This window comes from Streptomyces sp. NPDC088732 (genome assembly GCF_044751205.1).
Lineage (GTDB): Bacteria > Actinomycetota > Actinomycetes > Streptomycetales > Streptomycetaceae > Actinacidiphila.
This window is the reverse complement of sequence record NZ_JBIVLI010000017.1, coordinates 90812-109888: the sequence shown is the minus strand read 5'-3', so window position 1 is coordinate 109888 and position 19077 is coordinate 90812. Positions and strand designations below refer to the sequence as shown.

General features: G+C 71.4%; 22 protein-coding genes. 3 read left to right on the top strand and 19 right to left on the bottom strand.

Translation table 11 applies throughout. The annotated features are described in order from the left end of the window. Nucleotides 1-89 precede the first annotated feature (89 nt). Nucleotides 90-1067: a GNAT family N-acetyltransferase gene (locus ACIP9H_RS27530; RefSeq protein ID WP_401961344.1), complete on the bottom strand. Its 978-nt coding sequence runs from the start codon at nt 1065-1067 to the stop codon at nt 90-92. A gap of 362 nt (nt 1068-1429) precedes the next feature. On the opposite strand from ACIP9H_RS27530, the gene ACIP9H_RS27525 reads away from it, so the two are divergent. Both ACIP9H_RS27525 and ACIP9H_RS27520 read left to right on the top strand, forming a co-directional pair. Then, the gene (locus ACIP9H_RS27525) at nt 1430-2695 is read left to right on the top strand and encodes an APC family permease (RefSeq protein ID WP_401961341.1); all 1266 of its coding nucleotides are present in this window, start codon (nt 1430-1432) and stop codon (nt 2693-2695) included. Between the two features lie 131 nt (nt 2696-2826). Next, entirely contained in the window at nt 2827-3315 is a 489-nt protein-coding gene (locus tag ACIP9H_RS27520) for a hypothetical protein (RefSeq protein ID WP_401961338.1), read from the top strand. Here the strand turns inward: ACIP9H_RS27520 and ACIP9H_RS27515 are convergent. From ACIP9H_RS27515 to rpsB, 7 genes are all read right to left on the bottom strand, one after another. Further along, nucleotides 3305-3628 carry a DUF6233 domain-containing protein gene (locus tag ACIP9H_RS27515; RefSeq protein WP_401591344.1) on the bottom strand — a complete coding sequence of 108 codons (324 nt, stop codon included), beginning with the start codon at nt 3626-3628 and terminating at the stop codon, nt 3305-3307. The genes ACIP9H_RS27520 and ACIP9H_RS27515 overlap by 11 nt on opposite strands. Nucleotides 3629-3729: 101 nt before the next feature. Continuing rightward, complete coding sequence (locus ACIP9H_RS27510) at nt 3730-4197, bottom strand: DUF1348 family protein (protein ID WP_401591347.1); 468 nt, start codon at nt 4195-4197, stop codon at nt 3730-3732. 83 nt (nt 4198-4280) lie between these two features. Then, nucleotides 4281-5273 (bottom strand): phosphatidate cytidylyltransferase, encoded by a 993-nt coding sequence (locus ACIP9H_RS27505; protein ID WP_401591350.1) that lies wholly within the window; start codon nt 5271-5273, stop codon nt 4281-4283. A 132-nt stretch (nt 5274-5405) separates the two neighbouring features. Then, entirely contained in the window at nt 5406-5963 is a 558-nt protein-coding gene (frr, locus tag ACIP9H_RS27500) for a ribosome recycling factor (protein ID WP_401591525.1), read from the bottom strand. 142 nt (nt 5964-6105) lie between these two features. Then, nucleotides 6106-6876 carry a UMP kinase gene (pyrH, locus tag ACIP9H_RS27495; protein WP_401591353.1) on the bottom strand — a complete coding sequence of 257 codons (771 nt, stop codon included), beginning with the start codon at nt 6874-6876 and terminating at the stop codon, nt 6106-6108. Nucleotides 6877-7040: 164 nt separating this feature from the next. Then, nucleotides 7041-7877, bottom strand: a complete 837-nt coding sequence (gene tsf, locus ACIP9H_RS27490; protein WP_401591355.1) for a translation elongation factor Ts — start codon at nt 7875-7877, stop codon at nt 7041-7043. Between the two features lie 115 nt (nt 7878-7992). After that, on the bottom strand, nt 7993-8928 hold the full coding sequence (gene rpsB, locus ACIP9H_RS27485; RefSeq protein WP_401591358.1) for a 30S ribosomal protein S2: 936 nt from the start codon (nt 8926-8928) through the stop codon (nt 7993-7995). Between the two features lie 288 nt (nt 8929-9216). Here rpsB and ACIP9H_RS27480 point away from each other — a divergent pair, with 288 nt between their 5' ends. Beyond that, entirely contained in the window at nt 9217-9864 is a 648-nt protein-coding gene (locus ACIP9H_RS27480) for a murein hydrolase activator EnvC family protein (RefSeq protein WP_401961333.1), read from the top strand. On the opposite strand, the gene ACIP9H_RS27475 is transcribed toward ACIP9H_RS27480, so the two are convergent. From ACIP9H_RS27475 to lepB (ACIP9H_RS27425), 11 genes are all read right to left on the bottom strand, one after another. Then, on the bottom strand, nt 9833-10390 hold the full coding sequence (locus ACIP9H_RS27475) for a TetR/AcrR family transcriptional regulator (protein ID WP_401591527.1): 558 nt from the start codon (nt 10388-10390) through the stop codon (nt 9833-9835). The two genes, ACIP9H_RS27480 and ACIP9H_RS27475, sit on opposite strands and share 32 nt — an antisense overlap. Before the next feature lie 79 nt (nt 10391-10469). Then, nucleotides 10470-11306 carry an RNA polymerase sigma factor WhiG gene (whiG, locus tag ACIP9H_RS27470; protein WP_360911209.1) on the bottom strand — a complete coding sequence of 279 codons (837 nt, stop codon included), beginning with the start codon at nt 11304-11306 and terminating at the stop codon, nt 10470-10472. A 150-nt stretch (nt 11307-11456) separates the two neighbouring features. After that, nucleotides 11457-12692 carry a DNA-processing protein DprA gene (gene dprA / locus ACIP9H_RS27465; RefSeq protein WP_401591364.1) on the bottom strand — a complete coding sequence of 412 codons (1236 nt, stop codon included), beginning with the start codon at nt 12690-12692 and terminating at the stop codon, nt 11457-11459. Beyond that, entirely contained in the window at nt 12689-14314 is a 1626-nt protein-coding gene (locus ACIP9H_RS27460) for a YifB family Mg chelatase-like AAA ATPase (protein WP_401961329.1), read from the bottom strand. The genes dprA and ACIP9H_RS27460 overlap by 4 nt, the downstream gene beginning before the upstream one ends. Further along, nucleotides 14314-14685: a YraN family protein gene (locus ACIP9H_RS27455; RefSeq protein ID WP_401591371.1), complete on the bottom strand. Its 372-nt coding sequence runs from the start codon at nt 14683-14685 to the stop codon at nt 14314-14316. The genes ACIP9H_RS27460 and ACIP9H_RS27455 overlap by 1 nt, the downstream gene beginning before the upstream one ends. Before the next feature lie 119 nt (nt 14686-14804). Next, complete coding sequence (locus tag ACIP9H_RS27450; RefSeq protein ID WP_018562949.1) at nt 14805-15131, bottom strand: DUF2469 domain-containing protein; 327 nt, start codon at nt 15129-15131, stop codon at nt 14805-14807. A 39-nt stretch (nt 15132-15170) separates the two neighbouring features. Further along, entirely contained in the window at nt 15171-15653 is a 483-nt protein-coding gene (locus tag ACIP9H_RS27445) for an NUDIX hydrolase (protein ID WP_401591373.1), read from the bottom strand. 2 nt (nt 15654-15655) lie between these two features. After that, complete coding sequence (lepB, locus tag ACIP9H_RS27440; protein WP_401591375.1) at nt 15656-16429, bottom strand: signal peptidase I; 774 nt, start codon at nt 16427-16429, stop codon at nt 15656-15658. Nucleotides 16430-16472: 43 nt separating this feature from the next. Further along, nucleotides 16473-17342 carry a signal peptidase I gene (gene lepB, locus ACIP9H_RS27435; RefSeq protein WP_401591377.1) on the bottom strand — a complete coding sequence of 290 codons (870 nt, stop codon included), beginning with the start codon at nt 17340-17342 and terminating at the stop codon, nt 16473-16475. Next, a complete protein-coding gene (lepB, locus tag ACIP9H_RS27430) occupies nt 17269-18408 on the bottom strand; it encodes a signal peptidase I (RefSeq protein WP_401961324.1) in 1140 nt (379 codons plus the stop codon). Before lepB (ACIP9H_RS27430) ends, lepB (ACIP9H_RS27435) begins: the two co-directional genes overlap by 74 nt. After that, the gene (lepB, locus tag ACIP9H_RS27425) at nt 18401-19039 is read right to left on the bottom strand and encodes a signal peptidase I (protein ID WP_401961321.1); all 639 of its coding nucleotides are present in this window, start codon (nt 19037-19039) and stop codon (nt 18401-18403) included. The genes lepB (ACIP9H_RS27430) and lepB (ACIP9H_RS27425) overlap by 8 nt, the downstream gene beginning before the upstream one ends. Between the last annotated feature and the right edge of the window lie 38 nt (nt 19040-19077).

Below are 19077 nucleotides of genomic sequence, written 5' to 3'. Positions count from 1 at the left end.
CTACCCCCTGCGGGGCACGGACGGGGGCGTGAGCGACGCCGGGTGCGTCCAAAAAATAAGGGCGATGATCGCGACATCGTGCACCCCGCTCACTGGACGTCGAGCGCCCACCGCACGGACCGCTCCTTGGGCGCGAACCCGGCCTTCTCGTAGATGCCGAACGCCCCGCTGGGATTCGCCGAGTCCACGCTCAGGCCCGCCTTTCCGTAGCCCTGGTCGGCGGCGTTGCGCAGCGCGTGCGCGATCAGCCCGCCGGCGACTCCGCGCTTGCGGTATTCCCGGAGCGTCCCGATGAGCATGAAGTAGGCCTCGCGCACGCCGGTGGCCGCCGTGTCGGCGTCCCACGACATGGTCACCAGCATGCCCGCCGGGGCTCCGTTCGCCACGTCCCGGAGCAGGAAGCTGACCTCGGGCCGGAAGCTGTGGTTGGTGATCTTGTTCTTCCAGGCGTCCGCGGGCACCGGGACGGTGCCCCAGTGGTCCTTGAACGCCTCGTTCCGGATCATCCGGAACTCCTCGTCGTTCTGCTCCGACCACGGCTCGACCCGCAACCCGTCCGGGATCGCCGTGTCCGGGATCGCGTCGCGCAGCGGGTGCTCCATGGACTGGTAGTAGCGGGCCGGCGCGAACCCCTGGGAGTGGAAGAGCTGGGCCGCGCCGGGGATGTGCTCGCACTGCTGGGCCTCGACCACGAGCTTCAGTGTCGGGTGATGCTGCGCATGCAACGCCTTCGCGCCCGCTGTCCCAGCCTTGAGCAACGCGGTGCCGACGCCCTGGCGGCGGTAGTCCGGGTGCACCCCGCCGTCGACCATGACCCGGTGTATGTCCTCGGCGGTCGGCTTGTAGGTGGCCTTCACGTAGCCGACCATCAGGTCGCCGTCGAAGGCGGCGAGGCTCGCACGCTGCAGGTCCGCGTAGGGATCCACCAGTTCCTGGAGGGTGTCCTCCTCCTCGTAGTGCTCGCCGGTCCTGTCCTCGGCCTCCATGGCCTTGAGGAGGTCGGCCGACGCCTTCGCGTCCCCGATGGTGAGCGGTCGCCACGTCAGGTCGGCGGAGTCTGCGTCCATGCGGCCGACGGTACTGAAGCCCGCCGCACGGTGTCGCTCGGATTTTCGTGACGCGGACCAGAAGCACGGTGGGGCACTCCCGGGACCCTGCTCCCCCAATACAACCCGGCTGCGGGGCTGGGGGGTTACCACCCCGATCTCCGTGCGCGCGGCAGTGGGGTCACGCTGAACCCGTTCCCAATCCCCTGGCCCAACGGCGGCGATCGTTCGGCACGATCCGGCAGGCACGCCGGGGACGGTCCGGGGCAGCGGCCCCACACCGCTGCGCGGCCGCTGTCAGGGGCCGTCCATCTCGTGCCGCTATCGTGCGCCGGTACGGCAATCCTGACCGGTTCGGGCACCGGTGGACTGGGGAGTGAGTGATGAGCACGTCGGCCGCCACGGGCAGCGGGGAGCTGAAGCGGCACCTTGGGGTGTCGGACGCCGTGCTGATCGGGCTCGGGTCGATGATCGGCGCCGGGATCTTCGCGGCACTCGCCCCGGCCGCCGCCGCGGCCGGCTCCGGGTTGCTGCTCGGCCTCGCCCTCGCGGCCGTGGTGGCGTACTGCAACGCCACCTCCTCGGCCAAGCTCGCGGCCCGCTACCCGCAGTCGGGCGGCACCTATGTGTACGGCCGCGAGAGGCTCGGGGAGTTCTGGGGCTATCTGGCCGGGTGGGGGTTCGTCGTCGGCAAGACCGCCTCCTGCGCGGCGATGGCCCTGACCGTGGGCTCCTACGTGTGGCCGGGCCAGGCCCACGCCGTCGCGGTCGCCGCGGTGGTCGCCCTCACCGCGGTGAACTACGCCGGGGTGCAGAAGTCCGCGCTCCTGACCAGGGCCATCGTCGCCGTCGTCCTTGCGGTGCTCGCCATCGTGGTCACCGCCTGCCTGACCTCCGGCGCCATGGACACGGCCCGCCTCGACGTCGGCGCCGACGCCTCCTTCGGCGGGGTCCTCCAGGCGGCCGGGCTGCTGTTCTTCGCCTTCGCCGGGTACGCGCGCATCGCCACCCTCGGCGAGGAGGTCCGCGACCCCCAAAGGACGATCCCGCGGGCAATCCCGCTGGCGCTCGGCATCACCCTGGTCGTCTACGCGGCCGTCGCCGTGTGCGTTCTGCTGGTCCTGGGCCCCGGCGGCCTCGCCCGCACCACCGCGCCCCTGGTCGAGGCCGTCCACGCGGCCGGTGTGCCCGCGCTGGCGCCCGTCGTGCGGGCCGGCGCGGCGGTGGCCGCCCTCGGCTCGCTGCTCGCCCTGATCCTGGGCGTCTCGCGCACCACGCTGGCGATGGCCCGCGACCGGCACCTGCCGCACGCGCTCGCCGCCGTCCACCCCCGCTTCCAGGTCCCGCACCGTGCCGAACTCGCCGTCGGCGCGGTCGTCGCCGTCCTGGCCGCGACCACGGACGTGCGCGGCGCGATCGGCTTCTCGTCCTTCGGCGTGCTGGTCTACTACGCCGTCGCCAACGCCTCCGCCTGGACACTGAGCCCCGCCGAGGGCCGTCCTGTCCGCGCCGTGCCGATCGTCGGCGCGGCAGGCTGCCTCGTGCTGGCCTTCGCGCTCCCCGTGGCCTCGGTCCTCACGGGCGCCGCCGTGATCGCCGCCGGTGCCGCCGTCCACGGCCTGCGCAAGGCCGCCGTCCGCCGTACCTGACGGACCCGGTCCAGCCCCCAACACCGCCCCGCGCGGCGACCGTTCAGGACTGCGCACACCGTGACAGCCCTGTTGCCGGAACTGTGGGCTCCGTCACAGCCGTCCGGCTCCCGCGCTGATGGACTCGCCCGATGGTCTTCCTGCTGCTCGTCCCCGCCGGCCTCATCGCCGTCCTCGGCCTGGCCGGCTACGGCCTCGGCACCCTCGGCCGGTCCGGGGTGCGCGGCGCCGGGCGGGAGGTACGGCTCAAGAGCGGCGCGGCACTGCTCGGCGCCTGCGCGGTCGCAATGTACACCTGGGGCCTGATGCACGTCGCGGGAGCCGTCATCGAGGCGGAGGACGGCGGCACCGATTCAGCGCCGCTGCGGCCCTGCAGGTCGCCGGGTCCGTGGGACCGGGCGCTCCACGTCGTGGGCTACCGCGTGGAGTACGTGCCGCTCGGCTTCGTCTGCGAGACGAAGGACGGGGGCAGTTACACGGCCGCGTCCGTGCCGGGCTACGTCAACCCGGCCGCCGTGGGCTTCGCCCTGGGCGCGGTCGTGTGCGCCGGCGCCGCGGCGGTCGAGTCGGAGCGCCGCGCCCGGAAGGCGCAGGGCGCGCAGCACCCCGTCAGGACCTGAGGGCGCCGCGGTCCGGACGACAGATCCCGCACACGCCGACCTCGGGCATGCCGAGCGCGATCTCGAACTCCTTGGCGCTGAGCCGCCCCCCGCCGGGGACGCGGCAGTCGTCGCGGTGGACGACGCCGCGGCCGGGGCCGCCCTGGGGATCGGGAACGCTCTGGAGGCGCCAGGCCCGGGCGGGGGCGGGTCGCCGTCGGGGGCGGACGCCGGCCTCCGCCTTCCGGATCCTGGCGTCCACGGCGTCGATCTGCAGCTGGAGGTACAGCCGGATCACCCGCAGACGTTCCAGATCCGATGGCAACTCGTACACATGTTCGAGATTAGCCGGACGAGGATCGCAGGGCCAGCACGGGTCCGCCACGGGCGTGCCCCAGGCGCACCGCGCACGTGCCGCGGCACGGTCCGCGCGGCTCAGAACCCCAGGTCCGACAGGCTCGGGTGGTCGTCGGGGCGGCGTCCGAGCGGCCAGTGGTAGGCCCGCTCCGACTCGTCGATGCGCAGGTCGTTGATGCAGGCGTGGCGGACACAGTTCAGGCCCTGGTCGTCGAACTCCCAGTTCTCGTTGCCGTAGGAGCGGTACCAGTTGCCGGAGTCGTCGTGGGACTCGTAGGCGAAACGGACGGCGATCCGGTTGCCGTCGAAGGCCCACAGCTCCTTGATCAGGCGGTAGTCCAGCTCGCGGTTCCACTTCCGGGTGAGGAACGCGACGATCTCGTCCCGCCCGTTGACGAACTCCGCGCGATTGCGCCAGCGGCTGTCCGGCGAGTAGGCGAGCGAGGTCTTCACGGGGTCGCGGGAGTTCCAGGCGTCCTCGGCCATGCGGACCTTCTGGATGGCGGTCTCCCGCGTGAAGGGCGGTACCAAGGGCTTCGCGGCCATGCTCGCTCCAGTGGCTCGGCGTCCAGGGGGGTTGATCAAGTCCACCCCAGGACGCCGTTGATCGCATCCCCGCGCGGCGGATTTCAGCCGGAGCCGACGAAGATCACCAGGAGCAGCCACACCACGGGCGCGGTGGGCAGGAGCGAGTCCAGGCGGTCCATGATGCCGCCGTGGCCCGGCAGCAGCTTGCCCATGTCCTTGATGCCGAGATCGCGCTTGATCATCGACTCGCCGAGGTCGCCGAGGGTGGCACTGGCCGCAACGGCGAGGCCCAGCAGCAGACCCTGCCACCAGCGACCGCCGTCGATCAGGTACTGCATGGACAGCGCGCCTGCCGCCATCGCGAAGGTGACGGCCCCGACCAGGCCTTCGCGGGTCTTGCCGGGGCTGATGCGCGGCGCCAGCTTGTGCGTGCCGAAGCGCCACCCCACCGCGTACGCGCCGGTGTCGCTGACGACCGTCAGCAGCAGGAAGACGAAGACCCGCCACGGACCGTCGTGCGAGGCGAGCATCATCACCACGAAGGTGGCCAGGAACGGTACGTAGAAGGCGGCGAAGACGCCGGCCGTGACGTCGCGGAGGTAGTTCTCCGGGGGTTCGACCATCCGCCAGACCAGGACGGCGAGCGCGGTGAGGGCCATCGCCACCCACGCGCCCTCCGCGCCGCGCGCGTACCCGGCGACGACCATCGCCGCGCCGCCGACGGCCAGCGGGATCAGCGGTGCCTTGATCCCCTTGCGCTCCGCGAGCCGCGAGGTCAGCTCCCACAGCCCCACCACCACCGCCGCCGCGACGACCGCGACGAACACGGCCTTGACGATGAAGAGCGAGGCGAGGATGACAACACCGAGGCCGACGCCGACCCCTATCGCGGCGCGCAGGTTGCGCCCGGCGCTCTTCTTCGCGGGGCCGCCCGGGGCCGCCTGATGCGGCGCGGGGCGATCGGGCCGCGCGGAGTGGTCCGCCGGTTCGGGGGCATCGTCGCGGAACAAGGGGCCGCTCATACGAGTGGCCCCTTCGTCCTCGCCTCCCCAGGAGCCGGCGCGTGGCGAAGCCCCCCAGGAAGAGTCGTTCACGGAGATTCGCCTCGCGTTTTCGTCCGGTCCGGGTCGGTCGGAGGTGGGGTGAGTGGGCGGAGGAGCAGGGCCGGGGCTCGGCGGCCCGGCGCGGCCGGTTCCGGCCCGGGGGCCGGAACCAGATGCCGGGGATCAGACCTCGAGCAGCTCGGATTCCTTGTGCTTGAGCAGCTCGTCGATCTGCGCCACGTACTTGTGCGTGGTGTCGTCGAGCTCCTTCTCCGCCCGGCGCACCTCGTCCTCGCCGGTCTCGCCGTCCTTGACCAGCTTGTCGAGGGTCTCCTTGGCCTTGCGGCGCACGCTGCGGACCGAGATCCGCGCGTCCTCCGCCTTGCCGCGGGCGACCTTGATGTAGTCCTTGCGGCGTTCCTCGGTCAGCTGCGGGAAGACCACCCGGATGATCCGGCCGTCGTTAGTCGGGTTGACGCCGAGGTCGGAGTCCCGGATCGCCTGCTCGATGTTGCGCAGCGCCGAGTTGTCGAAGGGGGTGATCACGGCCATCCGCGCCTCGGGCACCGCGAAGGAGGCCAGCTGGTTGATCGGGGTCGCGGCACCGTAGTAGTCCGCCACGATCTTGTTGAACATCGCCGGGTGGGCACGGCCGGTACGGATCGCGGCGAAGTCCTCCTTGGCGACCACGACGGCCTTCTCCATCTTCTCCTCGGCCTCGAGGAGGGTCTCTTCAATCACCATGTGCTCCTGGTCTTCAGAAGGCGGAGCCATCCAATCCGGGCCCCTGCGCGCGTCTTCCCTGCACGGTGTCCGACCGGCAGCCTGTTGTCCATCCCCGTTCCGGGCGGATCGCCGGCCGGGTTGCGGCCGGCGTCGTCCGTCAGCGGGCGCCCGTGTCGTTGACGAGCGTGCCGATCTTCTCACCCTTCACGGCCCGCGCGATGTTGCCCTCCGCGAGCAGCTCGAAGACGAGGATCGGAAGCTTGTTGTCCTGGCAGAGCGTGATCGCCGTCAGGTCCGCGACGCGCAGGTCGCGGGCGATGACGTCGGAGTACTCCAGGACGTCGAACATCACGGCGTCGGGGTTCTTGCGCGGGTCGGAGTCGTAGACCCCGTCGACGCCGTTCTTGCCCATCAGCAGCGCCTGGGCGTCGATCTCCAAGGCGCGCTGCGCGGCAGTGGTGTCGGTGGAGAAATAGGGCATGCCCATGCCGGCGCCGAAGATGACGACGCGGCCCTTCTCCAGGTGGCGCACGGCCCGCAGCGGGATGTAGGGCTCGGCGACCTGCCCCATGGTGATCGCGGTCTGCACGCGCGACTGGATGCCCTCCTTCTCCAGGAAGTCCTGGAGGGCAAGGCAGTTCATCACGGTTCCGAGCATGCCCATGTAGTCGGAGCGTGCCCGGTCCATACCGCGCTGCTGGAGTTCTGCGCCGCGGAAGAAGTTGCCGCCGCCGATGACGACGGCGATCTCGTAGCCCTCGCGGACGACCGCCGCGATCTCGCGGGCCATCTTGTGCACGACGTCGGGGTCGACACCCAGTCCCCCGCCGCCGGCGAAAGCCTCTCCGGAGAGCTTGAGCAGGTACCGGCGCTGGGCGTTGGAGCCGTCGCCGTTGGTGTTGTGGGCCTTGTCGGCGCCCTGATCCATGGAGATCTCCTCGTGCACGTACGAAGAAGGCCATTGCCGAGGGTTCGTGATCGTTCCCTGTAGCAATGGCCTCCTCGTCACAACTGCGGCCGGCCGCCGGTGAACGGCAGGCTGCGTACGACCCTAGCGGGGTCGCCGGTCAATCGCTTGCGCGGCTAGGACGCTCAGACACCGACGCGGAAGCGGGCGAAGCGCTTCAGCGTGACGCCGGCCTCGTCGAGGACCTTCTGAACGCTCTTCTTGTTGTCCTTGGCGAAGGCCTGCTCGAGAACGACGTTCTCCTTGAAGAAGCCGTTGACGCGACCCTCGACGATCTTCGAGAGGGCGGCCTCGGGCTTGCCCTCCTCGCGGGCCGTGGCCTCGGCGACGCGGCGCTCGTTCTCGACGGTCTCCGCCGGGACGTCCTCACGGGACAGGAAGGTCGGGGCGAAGGCGGCGATGTGCTGCGCGACGTCCTTGGCGACCTCGGCGTTGGCCTTGTCCAGCTCGACCAGGACACCGACCTGCGGGGGCAGGTCCGGGCTGGTGCGGTGCAGGTAGGAGGCGACGAAGCCGTCGGTGAACTGCGCGAAGCGGTCCAGGACGATCTTCTCACCGAGGGTGGCGTTCGCCTCGTCGACGAAGGCCTGGACGGACTGGCCGTCCTTGATCTCGGAGGAGAGCAGGGTCTCCAGGTCGGCCGGCTTGGTGGCGGCGACGTGCGCGGCGATCGCGTCGGCGGCGGCCACGAACTTGTCACCCTTGGCGACGAAGTCGGTCTCGCACTTGAGCTCGACGAGGACACCCTCGCTGTTGTCACCGGCGATCAGGGAGACCACGGCGCCGTTGGACGCGGAGCGGCCCTCGCGCTTGGTGACACCCTTCTGGCCCTTGACCCGGAGGATCTCGACGGCCTTGTCCAGGTCGCCCTCGGCCTCCTCGAGCGCCTTCTTGCAGTCCATCATGCCCGCGGCGGTGAGCTCGCGGAGCTTCTTGACGTCGGCGGCGGTGAAGTTCGCCATGTCTGTCAGTCTCTTCTCGGAAGTCGGTGAATCCGGTGAGTCCGGCGGTTCTATGTGCGGACGGCGGGGGCCGGAGCCCCCGCCGTCCTCACACGCATCGGAAGGCGAGCGAGGCTCAGGCCTGCTCGGCGTCGGCGGCCGGCGCCTCGGCGGTCTCGGCAGCGGCCTCGGCCGGAGCGGCCTCAACCGGAGCGGCCTCGGCGACGGGCGCCTCGGTGGCGGCCTCGGCCGGAGCGGCCTCAGCGGCGGCCGGCTCGGCGGCGGACTCGTCGGCCTTGGCCTTGTCGCCCTCGAGGAGCTCGCGCTCCCAGGCGGCGAGCGGCTCGCCCTCGGCCTTGTCACCGGTGGCGGCACCGGCGCCGGAGCGGGCGATGAGGCCCTCGGCGACGGCGTCGGCGATCACGCGGGTGAGCAGGGTGACCGAGCGGATCGCGTCGTCGTTGCCCGGGATCTTGTAGTCGACCTCGTCGGGGTCGCAGTTGGTGTCCAGGATCGCGACGACCGGGATGCGGAGCTTGCGCGCCTCACCGACGGCAATGTGCTCCTTCTTGGTGTCCACGATCCAGACGGCGCTGGGCACCTTCTGCATCTCGCGGATACCGCCGAGGGTCTTCTCCAGCTTCTCCTTCTCACGGGAGAGGACCAGGAGCTCCTTCTTGGTGAGGCCGGAGGCGGCCACGTCCTCGAAGTCGATCTCCTCGAGCTCCTTCAGGCGCTGCAGGCGCTTGTAGACCGTGGAGAAGTTGGTGAGCATGCCGCCCAGCCAGCGCTGGTTGACGTAGGGCATGCCGACGCGGGACGCCTGCTCGGCGATGGCCTCCTGCGCCTGCTTCTTGGTGCCGACGAACATGATGGAGCCGCCGTGCGCGACGGTCTCCTTGACGAACTCGTAGGCGCGGTCGATGTACGACAGCGACTGGAGCAGGTCGATGATGTAGATGCCGTTGCGCTCGGTGAAGATGAAACGCTTCATCTTCGGGTTCCAGCGACGGGTCTGGTGCCCGAAGTGGACGCCGCTCTCCAGCAGCTCCCGCATCGTGACGACGGCCATGGCCGTACTCCTAGAGATACTCGGTTCTGAGCGGCCGCCGGACGGCGGCCGCGCCTGACGCCCCGAACGCGCCGTGCCACAAGGGACCGAGGGACGCGTCCACCGCTCACGAGGAGGACGGTGGCGGGGCGTGCGAAGTCGACCCGGTGACCCGGATCGCCATGGAAAGTGTACGGGACCGCCGGAGCGGCGGGCGACATCGCGCCTGCGGGGTGCGGGCTCCGTGCGGTTGTCCACAGGTCGCGACCATGATCATCTCTTCCCGGCCGGGTCCGTCACCGTTGAGGCATGACGAGATCGACGGTGTTCGTGATGACGGTGTACCTCGCGGTGGTGGCGTGGCTCGGTGGGCCCACGGGGCCCGCGAACGCGACCGCTCGGTGGGCTGACCAGGGTGGCGGCCCAGCTGACCGCGCCTGGCCGGTGGCGGGGGCCGGCGGGGCGCGGCGGCCGGTGGTGGAGCGGGGCTTCGACCCGCCGCTCGTGCGATGGGGTGCTGGGCACCGCGGGGTGGATCTCCGGGCGGGCCCCGGCGCACCGGTGCGCGCGGCGGCGCAGGGCCGCGTGACGTACGCCGGGTCGGTGGCGGGGCGCGGAGTGGTGGTGATCGGACTGGCGGAAGGGCTGCGGATCACGTACCAGCCGGTGCGGGCGACGGTCGCGGCGGGTGACGAGGTGCGCGCGGGCCAGCTGGTCGGGGAGCTCGCGGACGGGCCGTGGCACTGCCCGGGCGGCTGTCTGCACTGGGGGCTGCTGCGCGGGGACACCTACCTCGATCCGCTGTCGCTGCTGCCGGACGGCATGTTGCGCGACGGACCGTCACGGCTGCTGCCGGTGTTCGGCGTGCCGCTGCCCGACGCGACGACGGCACGGCGGGTGCCCGAGGGGAGGGCCGTGCCCGCTCTCAGCCGAGGACCCCGCGCAGGGCCGTGGTGACGGCGGCGTCGGCGATGGCGTCCGGCTCCTCGGCCGCGCCCAGTTCGATGCGGCGCACCGCGGCGTCCACGACGCCCTGCACCAGCATGGCGATGAGCCGGGGTTCACGGTGGCCGAGGGCGCCCAGGGCATCGACGACCATGGCGATCAGGCCGCCGTGGGCGGCGCGGATCCTCTCGCGGGCGCCCGCGTCGAGCTCACCGGCGGAGATGGCGACCACGGCGCGGTGCCTGCGGTCCCCGACGAGGGCGAGCTGACTGCGCACATACGCCTCGATCTTGCGCTCGGGACCGTCGGCCGCCTCCATCGCGGCCTCGACCTCCGCCGCCCAGACGGGGAAGTCGACCGCGCACAGCTCCTCGACCACGGCCGCACGCGAGCGGAAGTACTCGTAGACCGAGGACCTGGCCAGTCCGGTGCGCTCGGCCAGGGCGGGGAAGGTCAGGGCTTCCGTACCGCCCTCGGAGAGCAGGGTTCGCGCGGCGTCCAGCAGGGCGTCGCGCTGCATCGACCTGTGCTCGGCCACCGAGGCCGCTCGAATCTTGGGCACGCCACCACTGTACGGAAGCCGCGCGGGGGCCGGGCCCTCCCGTCGGCAACGCGCGTCATCGGCCGACGTCGGCCAGTTTCGCGCGCAATTGGAGCACGGACTTGGTGTGGATCTGGCTGACCCTGCTCTCGGTCACCCCGAGCACCTGCCCGATCTCCGCGAGTGTGAGCCCTTCGTAGTAGTAGAGGGTGACCACGGTCTTCTCCCGCTCGGGAAGGGTGTTGATCGCCCTGGCCAGCAGCCGGCGCAGTTCGCGGTCCTCGGCGACCTCGACGGGGTTGTCGGCACCGGTGTCCTCCAGGGTGTCGACGAGGCTCAGCCGGTCGCCGCCCTCGACGCCGCCGTGCAGCAGGTCCTCCAAGGCGACGACGTTGGCGAGCGAGAGCTGGCTGAAGACCGCGTGCAGTTCCTCCAGCGCGATGCCCATTTCGGCGGCGACCTCGGGTTCGCTGGGGGTGCGCCGCAGCGAGGCCTCCAGCGTGGCGTAGGCGCGCTCGACGGCGCGGGCCTTCTGGCGCACCGAGCGGGGGATCCAGTCCAGGGCACGAAGTTCGTCGATCATGGCGCCGCGGATGCGGGTGATCGCGTAGGTCTCGAACTTGATCGCGCGCTCGGGATCGAATTTCTCGATGGCGTCGATGAGCCCGAAGACCCCGGACGAGACGAAGTCCGCCTGCTCGACATTGGCCGGCAGACCCACGCTGACGCGCCCGGCCACGTACTTCACCAGGGGCGAGTAGTGCAGGATCAACTGCTCACGCAGGCGCGTGTCCCCCGTGGACTTGTAGGTCCGCCACAGCGCGTCGAGCGAGGTGGGGGCGGGAGGCCGGGGGGAACCGGTGACGGTGGTCGCCGCCGTCGCGCGGTCTGACCCGGGGGTGTGCGGGTGCATGCGTGGATTTGAGCCGTTCTGCTGTGACCTGCGGGGCGGACGGGAGTCGGACCTCCTTGAGCGTAGCGTGACGGCGAGGTCGCAGACCGCGACGTTTCGGCGTCGACATAAGCACGCCATCCAGGAGGTCCCAGGTCAAGAACCGTCCTGTCACCTGATGGTGTGTTCACCGGCGGAGCGTGTCGGCGCAGACCCCTCCTTCAGATGGTTTTCCGCCAACTTCCAGCGCGGGCCGTCACGTTCCACAAAGCCGAGAACATGCAGTTCAAGGAGGTGGCCGAGGGTGGCGTCGGGCGTGCTCGCGGCGGCCGCCGCGATCGCCGCGCACTCGGCGCCCGCCCGTCCGCCGGGCAGTGCCTCCAAGACCCGTGCGGTCTCCGGCGGGAGCAGATCGCGCGGCAGGAGGGCACCACGGCGCTCGGGCGCGAGGTCCTGGCCGATCCGGCCGACGAGTTCGGCCACATCGGCCGCGCCGGTCACCAGCGTGCCGTCCGCGCGCAGCAGTTCGTGCACCCCCTGGGACAGCGCCGACGTGCAGGGACCGGGCACTCCCATCACGAAGCGTCCCAGTTCACGGGAGCGGCGGGCGGTGATCAGCGAGCCGCTGCGGTACTGGGCCTCGACCACGACCGTGCCCCGCGTCAGGGCCGCGATCACACGATTGCGGAGCACGAACCGGGCCCGCGTCGGGTGCGCGGCGGGCGGCAATTCACTGAGGAGCAGACCCTGTTCGGCGATGCGTCCGATCAACTCGGCATGACCGGCCGGATAGGCCACGTCCACCCCGCAGGCGACGACCCCCACCGTCGCGCCCCTGACGGAAAGCGCCCCGCGGTGCGCGGCGCCGTCGATGCCGTACGCCGCGCCGGAGACGACGACCCAGCCCGACTCGGCGAGCTCCGCGCCGAGCGTGGAGGCCATGTGGGAGCCGTACTCCGTGCACGCGCGGGCGCCGACGACGGCGACCGAGCGCAGCGCCCACATCCGCAGTGAGGGCCGCCCGCGCGTCCAGAGCCCGAACGGCCGCTCGTCCCCGAGGTCGTCCAGCTGGGTCGGCCAGTCCGGGTCCCCCGGGCACAGGAACCGCCCGCCCAGGGCCCGCACGGCGGCAAGGTCCCGCGCCGGATCGGCGCGCGCCGCCCGCAGGGTGTAGCCCGCCCGCCGCTGCTCGCTCGCCCCGGGCAGGGCCTCGCCGGCCGTCAGCGCCTTGAGCGTCTCGACGGGGCCGAGTTCTCGCAGCCAGCGTTCGACGACCACATCGCCGGGATCGGCGACAGCGGTGAGCGCGGCCCGGGCGAGGCGCTCCTCCTCCGTCGGGGGCGGTTCGTCCCCGGGTCCGGGTCCGTCCAGCGTGTCGTCGGTGCCGAAGAGCGTGCCGTGCGTCATGGGACCTCCTTCGCCGCCGGCGCCGCCCCTGTCGCCGCGAGACCGCGGCGGATCCCGGTGCGCAGTTCCAGTGCGCGTTCCATGTCGACGCCGTCAGGCCGGTCACGACCGGCCAGGTCGGCGACGGTCCAGGCGACCCGCAGCACCCGGTCGAGACCGCGGGCGGTGAGCAGGCCGCGCTCCATGTCCCGTTCGACGGCGCGCAGGGCGCCAGGGGCGGCGGCCCAACGGGTCCGCAGCTCATGGCCGGGGACCTGGCTGTTGATGCGCCAGGGGGTGCCCACGTACCGCGCGGCGGCCCGTTCCCTTGCCTCGCGCACCCGTTCCGCGACCGTCCGCGTGCTCTCGGAACCGGCGGCGCCGCCCATCAGTTCGGAGCGGCTGACCGCCTCGACCTCCACGCGCAGGTCGACCCGGTCCAGCAGCGGCCCGGACAGTCTCCCCTGATAGCGGCGGACCATGCTGGGTGTGCAGTCGCACAGGCCGCCGACCGACCCGTACCGCCCGCAGGGGCAGGGGTTGGCGGCCAGGACGAGCAAAAAGCGTGCCGGGAGGCGGACGACGCCGGCGGCGCGGGCGATGACAACGTGTCCGGCCTCCAGGGGCTGGCGCAGCGCGTCGAGCGCCTGGCCGCTGAACTCGGGTGCCTCGTCGAGGAACAGCACGCCCTTGTGGGACAGGGAGACGGCGCCGGGGCGCGGCAGGGCGTTCCCGCCGCCGACGAGCGACTGCATCGTCGCCGAGTGGTGCGGAGCGCAGTAGGGCGGCTCCTCGACCAGCGGCTTGCCTGCGGGCAGGATGCCCGCGACGGAGTGCACGGCGGAGACCTCGACCGACTCCTGCCGCGTCAGCGGTGGCAGGAGCCCGGGCAGGCGTTCCGCGAGCATGGTCTTGCCGGCGCCGGGCGGGCCCTTGAGGTAGAGGTGGTGGCCACCGGCCGCCGCCACTTCCAGGGCGAGGCGTGCCGCGCCCTGCCCGGCGACGTCGGCGAGGTCGGGTGTACCGGCGTCGGAGAACCCCGTGCCGTGTCCCGCGCCGGGCAGGGCGAGGCCGGCCAGCATGGGATCGGGGCGCCCTTCGCCCGGGTCCTCGGGTTCCTCCGGGGCCAGTTCGTCGTTGAGGAGCGCGATCAGCTGCCGCAGGCTGCGCACCCCGAGGACATGGACGCCCGGCACGAGCGAGGCCTCCGCCACCGTCCGCTCGGGCACCACCACGTGCCGGTAGCCGGCTTCGGCGGCGGCCAGGACGGCCGGCAGGACCCCGCGCACGGGCCGGACACGGCCGTCGAGCCCCAGTTCCCCGATCATCATCAGGTCGGCGATGTCCCTGGGGGCGACGCGCTCGTTGGCGGCGAGCACGGCGCAGGCGACGGCCAGATCGAAGCCGCTGCCGCCCTTGGGGACGGACGCGGGGCTGAGGCCCACGGTGAGCTTCTTCTGCGGCCAGGTCTCGCCGCTGTTGACGAGCGCGGCGCGGACCCGGTCGCGGCTCTCGGTCAGGCTCTTGTCGGGCAGCCCCACCAGCGTGAATGCCGGCACGCCGGGTTCCAGGTCGGCCTGGACCTCGACGACGACGCCCTCCACGCCGAGCAGCGCCACCGAACACGTACGGGCGAATCCCATCAGGCGGCCCCCCGTACGTGCTCGACCCGGGCGGCGCCCCGCTGCGGCAGGGTCACGCCGACGACGTCGATGCGGATCCCGCCCGGTGGCGGACCCCCGTGGTCGGCCAGCCAGCATTCGGCGAGCTGCCGCAGCCGTTCGGCCTTGCGTGCGGTGACCGCGGCCATCGGGTGCTCGCGGCCGCCCTCCGTCCGCGACTTGACCTCGCAGACGACCACGGCGTCCCCGTCGGCCGCCACGATGTCGATCTCGCCGTGGCGTTCGCGGTGCCGGCAGCGCCAGTTGCGCTCCAGCACCGTCATCCCGGCGGCCGCCAGGGATCGCGCCGCCACGTCCTCGCCGTACCGTCCGATCGCTCCTCGGGCGTTCATGTCACACCACCTCCGTCACTCACTGTGACGGAGGTGGTGCCCCAAAGATGATCTTGCCTGCGCCCTGTGGATAACTTTCCCGGGAGGGCCGAGGCGCCGAGCCCGCCGGGCCGGCCGACTCAGCCGTTGAAGCCCGAGTCGTCCGACGGGAGGTCCAGATCGGCCTTGTTGAGCTCCTCGATGTTCACGTCCTTGAACGTGAGCACCCGTACCTGCTTCACGAACCGCGCCGGGCGGTACATGTCCCACACCCACGCATCGGCCATCGACACCTCGAAGAAGACCTCACCCTGGACCGAGTGCACCTGCATCTCGTAGTCGTTGGTGAGGTAGAAGCGACGCTCGGTCTCGATCACGTACTTGAACAGGCCGACGACATCCCGGTACTCCCGGTAGAGCTTGAGCTCCATCTCGGTCTCGTACTTCTCGAGGTCCTCGGCACTCATGGCATGTTCCCCTTCAGCCGTACGTCCCCCCATTGTGCGTCAGTCACGCTCCGTCCCCAGGTGGATCGGGGACAGTGGGGGTCCTTCGCCCAGCAGCTTGCCCAGCAGTCCGGCGAGTCTGGTCGGATACACCGTCTCACGCGTGCCGAGAAGTTCTTCACAGGTCCACCATCGCAGGCCTGTGACGCTGCGCTGCTCCAATTCCGTCAATCCGGCGGTATGGAATCGGGTGTCGTCGGTACGGGCCAGGAAATACCACTCGTCCTGCTCCCAGCGCCGCCCGTCGAAGTCGAACGCGCACGACCGCTCCCAGAGCACCGGCCCGAGCTTCACGCCCGTGATGCCGGTCTCCTCGGCGAGCTCGCGCAGCGCCGCGTCCTCCAGGCTCTCGCCCTCCTCGACACCGCCGCCGGGGGTGAACCACCAGGTCACCGACGGGTCGTCCGGCTCGTAGCCGTGCAGCAGCAGGATCCGGTCAGTGGGATCGAGCAGGATGACCCGCGCCGCGCGCCGCCGCGCCACGGTCAGCGCGCCGTCCGCCGGCGGCCCGCGAGACGGGCCACCGGCCCGTACGCAGCCCCGCAGAAGATGAGCACGGCACCGCCCACCACCGCCGCCACGACCGCCTTCAGCGGCCCCGGAGCGGACGGTCCGTCCCCGGACAGGCCCGCGAAGGCCGTGGGGCGCTCCAGCATGCCCGCGCGGCCCGCGGGCCAGGCGATGGCGTCGGCGCGCGCGCTCACCGCGCTGCGCGGCACGGAGCCGTCGTCGGAGTCGGTGAGCCGGACCCGGGAGTCCTCTGACGTGGCGCGGTTGTCGCCCATCATGAAGAGATTGCCCTGGGGCACGGTGGCCGTGAAGCCGGTCGGCGAGGCCGGTGCCTTGGGATCGAGCAGGTACGGCTCGTCGATCGGCTTGCCGTTGACCGTCAGCCGCCCCTGCTTGTCGCAGCAGGCCACCTTGTCGCCGCCGACCGCCACGACCCGCTTGACCATGGGGACGTCGCCCCAGAGCGAGTCGTTGAAGACCACGATGTCGCCGCGGCGGACGTCGGAGCCGTCGATGCGCTGGGCGAGGATCCGGTCCCCCGCGTCCACGGTCGGAGTCATCGACCCGGTCGGGACGGTGTAGGGCTGGTAGAGGATCGCGCCCCAGACGAATCCGCCGAGGAAGAGAACGGAGCCGAGGGCGACGGCCAGCCCGGAGAGTATCCCTCCGGCCCGTCCGCCGCCCTCACCGCCCGTCCCGCGCGTGCCGCCCGTCGTCGTACGCGTGCCCGTGCGTGTGCCTGTGCTCATGCGACCGCACCCTACCCGGCGGTACGGATTCCGGGCAGCCCCGTCACTTCGCCTGGTTGATCAGCCGGCGCCGCCGGAGCAACACCAGCGGCACCGCGCCCGCGACACCGGCCGCGGCGGGCAGCCCCGCGGCGGCGGCCGCGCTGATGCCCGGCTGGTCGAAGGTGCTGGGGATGGGCAGGGTCGACCAGCGGCCGATCGGCCACGCCACGACGATCGCCCGTCCGACGACCTCGTCGTTGGAGACCGTGCCGTTGCCCGGGAGGTCCTGGTGGTAGCGGGAGTCCAGGGAGTCCTGGCGGTGGTCGCCCATCACCCAGATCCGGTCCTTGGGGACCCTGATCGGACCGAAGGGGCGGTCGCCGCAGGGCGTGTTCCCCGGGTAGATGTACGGCTCGTTCAGCGCCTTGCCGTTCACCTTGACCGGGCCGGTGCCCTGGCACTCCACGGTGTCGCCGCCGACCGCGATGACCCGCTTGATCAGGTCCTTCTCCTCGGCCGAGGGCATCAGGCCGACGAAGCTGAGGACCTTCTGGATCGCCGAGGTGACCGGGTTGGTGTCGACCGGCGCGGTCTCGCCGAGCCAGCCGCCCGGGTCGTGGAAGACGACGACCTCGCCGCGCTCGGGCTCCGAGCCGAACCAAGGCGTCAGTTTGTCGACGAGGACCCGGTCGCCCTCCTGCAGCGTGTTCTCCATCGACGCGGACGGGATGGAGAACGCCTGCACCAAAAACGTCTTGATCAGCAGCGCGAGCACCAGGGCGATCACGATGAGCAGCGGCAGTTCCTTCCAGAACGAGCGCTGCTTCTGCGGCGAGTCGCCTTCGCCGTCCGTCGTGTCATCCGCCTCGTCGGAGGAGCCTCCCGAGCCGCCCGAGCCGGATTCCGTGCGCGCCCCGTCTCCGGGCCTCACACCGTCCTCGCCGGTCGCGCCCTCCGAGGAACCCTGATCTTCCGGCTCTTCGCGTCCGGACCTTGCGCCGACCACCAGGTCCCCCACATCCACTCCTCACTCCACGCTGCCGCCCGCGCCGGATTCGGCCCAGGCCCACGACTCCCATAACGAGCGGGAGTTCCGCAGGAGGCGGGAGCGCAATCATTCCTTGCCGATTGTTGGATGTTGCCACCCTATGGCTCGCGGTGGCGGGAGACGCGCCAGGGAGAGCCGGTGCGGCGACGGTGGAGAAAGTTGTCGGTTCCTTCAGTCCGGCCCAGTGGCCCAAGGGCCAGGCCACCGCGAAGGCACGGCCGACGACCAGGCTTTCGGGCACGGTGCCGTTGCCGGCGTCCTTCAAATGGAACCGGGAGTCCGCGGAATTGGAGCGGTGGTCGCCCATGACGAACAGCCGGCCCGGCGGAACCTTGACCGTGAATTTAATGTCCGAGGGCGGATTGCCCGGATAGATGTACGGCTCGTCGAGCGGCGTGCCGTTGACCGTGACCCGTCCGTCCTTGTCGCAGCACTTCACCGTGTCGCCGCCGACCGCGACGACCCGCTTGATCAGGTCCTGCTCGTCAGCGGACGGCAGCAGGCCGATGAAGGTGAAGAACTCCTTGATCTGCTTGACCCCCACGGGGTCCTGGCCGCTCTGGGCCTGCTCGCCCTCCAGCCAGTTGCCGGGGTCCTTGAAGACGACGACGTCCCCGCGCTGCGGCTTGGTGCCGAACCAGGGGGTGAGCTTGTCGACGACCACGCGGTCGCCGATGCGGATCGTCTGCTCCATGGAGCCGGACGGGATGACGAACGCCTGGAGCAGGAAGGTCTTCAGGACCAGGGCGATCAGCAGCGCGACGCCGATGAGCAGCGGTATCTCGCGGGCCGCGGAGCGCCGGCGTTTGCGCTTGACCTTCCGGGCCAGCCTGCGGCGCTCGGCGCGGCCACCGCTCCTGCGCGGCCCCGCGGCGCCCTCCTCCTCGTCGTCGCCCAGGTACGCCGCGCGGACGGGCCTGCCCTCTCCCGACCGTCCCCGGCTACCCATGGGCGCCGTCCAGCGACCGGCGCCGGCTCAGCGGCCAGATGGTGAACTCGGCCCTGCCGATCACCTTGTCCACCGGGACCGTGCCTCCGCCGGGGTCACCGAGATGGTCCCGGGAATCCCGGCTGTCGGCACGGTGGTCGCCCATCACCCACAGCCTCCCCTCAGGAACCTCGATGTCGAACGCTACCCGTGACGGTGTGTCGCCGGGATAAAGATAGGTCTCGTCCAGCGGACGGCCGTTGACGGTGATCCTGCCCTGTCGGTCGCAGCAGGTCACCCGGTCGCCGCCGACGCCGATCACACGCTTGACGTAGTCGGTACGGCCGGACTCCTGCACGAACGATCCCTCGCCGTCGAACACCACGATGTCGCCCCGGGCCGGGGCGCCGCCGAAACGGTACGCCAGTTTGTCGACCAGCACTCGGTCCCCGGGGCGCAAGGTGTTCTCCATCGACCCGCTGGGAAGCTCGAAGGGCTGCGCCACAAAGGTGTTGACCGCGGCGATCACGGCGGCGCAGGCCACGACGAGAAGCGCATACCGCTGTGTACGTACGCCGAAGCGCGACCGCTCATCCCGCTCTGGGGCGGGATCTGCGCGGTCGCGCTTCGCAGGAGGTACCTCGGTGTCCATCGAGCGCAGAGCCTATACGGCCCCGCATATGCCCGGAC